General features: G+C 67.9%; 1 protein-coding gene. It reads left to right on the top strand.

The features are described 5' to 3' along the window. Nucleotides 1-131: 131 nt before the first annotated feature. Nucleotides 132-420: hypothetical protein (locus tag LPA54_RS40060; RefSeq protein WP_228985345.1), on the top strand; the 289-nt coding region annotated here is incomplete at its 3' end.

The raw sequence follows: 420 nt of genomic DNA, 5'->3' as shown, positions 1-420 counted from the left end.
CTCCTGAAAGGAACGGTGCCGGGGTCGGACCCGGCAGCGTCGCCCTTCTCTGTTTACCAGACAAGCCCACAGCCCATTCCCTGTGCCGCCGGGCAGGACAGCCCGAAGCGAAACGAAGGAATTGAGACAGGATGAACGGCAGAATCGCCACACCGCTTCGGGCACTGCGGCGACGAATAGCATCGGCCTCAGCCGCCCTCATGGTCGGCACCCTCCTTCAGGCCGTGACGCAGCCCGCCACCGCTGTCGGCGGCGACGCGCCGGTCGTTCCCGCAGCCTTCGAGAAGCCCATCCCCGGGACCACGGGCAAGACCAAACCGCGCACCCAGACCAAGGGCCCCCGAACCCCCGTTGAAGCGCCTAGAGACGCTTGGCCGAAGGCGACGGTGGTGTCGACGGAGCTGCCCGACCCCCGTGGGA

Source organism: Streptomyces sp. DH12, assembly GCF_020873895.1.
Taxonomy (GTDB): domain Bacteria; phylum Actinomycetota; class Actinomycetes; order Streptomycetales; family Streptomycetaceae; genus Streptomyces.
This window is presented reverse-complemented; position numbering and strand designations above follow the sequence as displayed.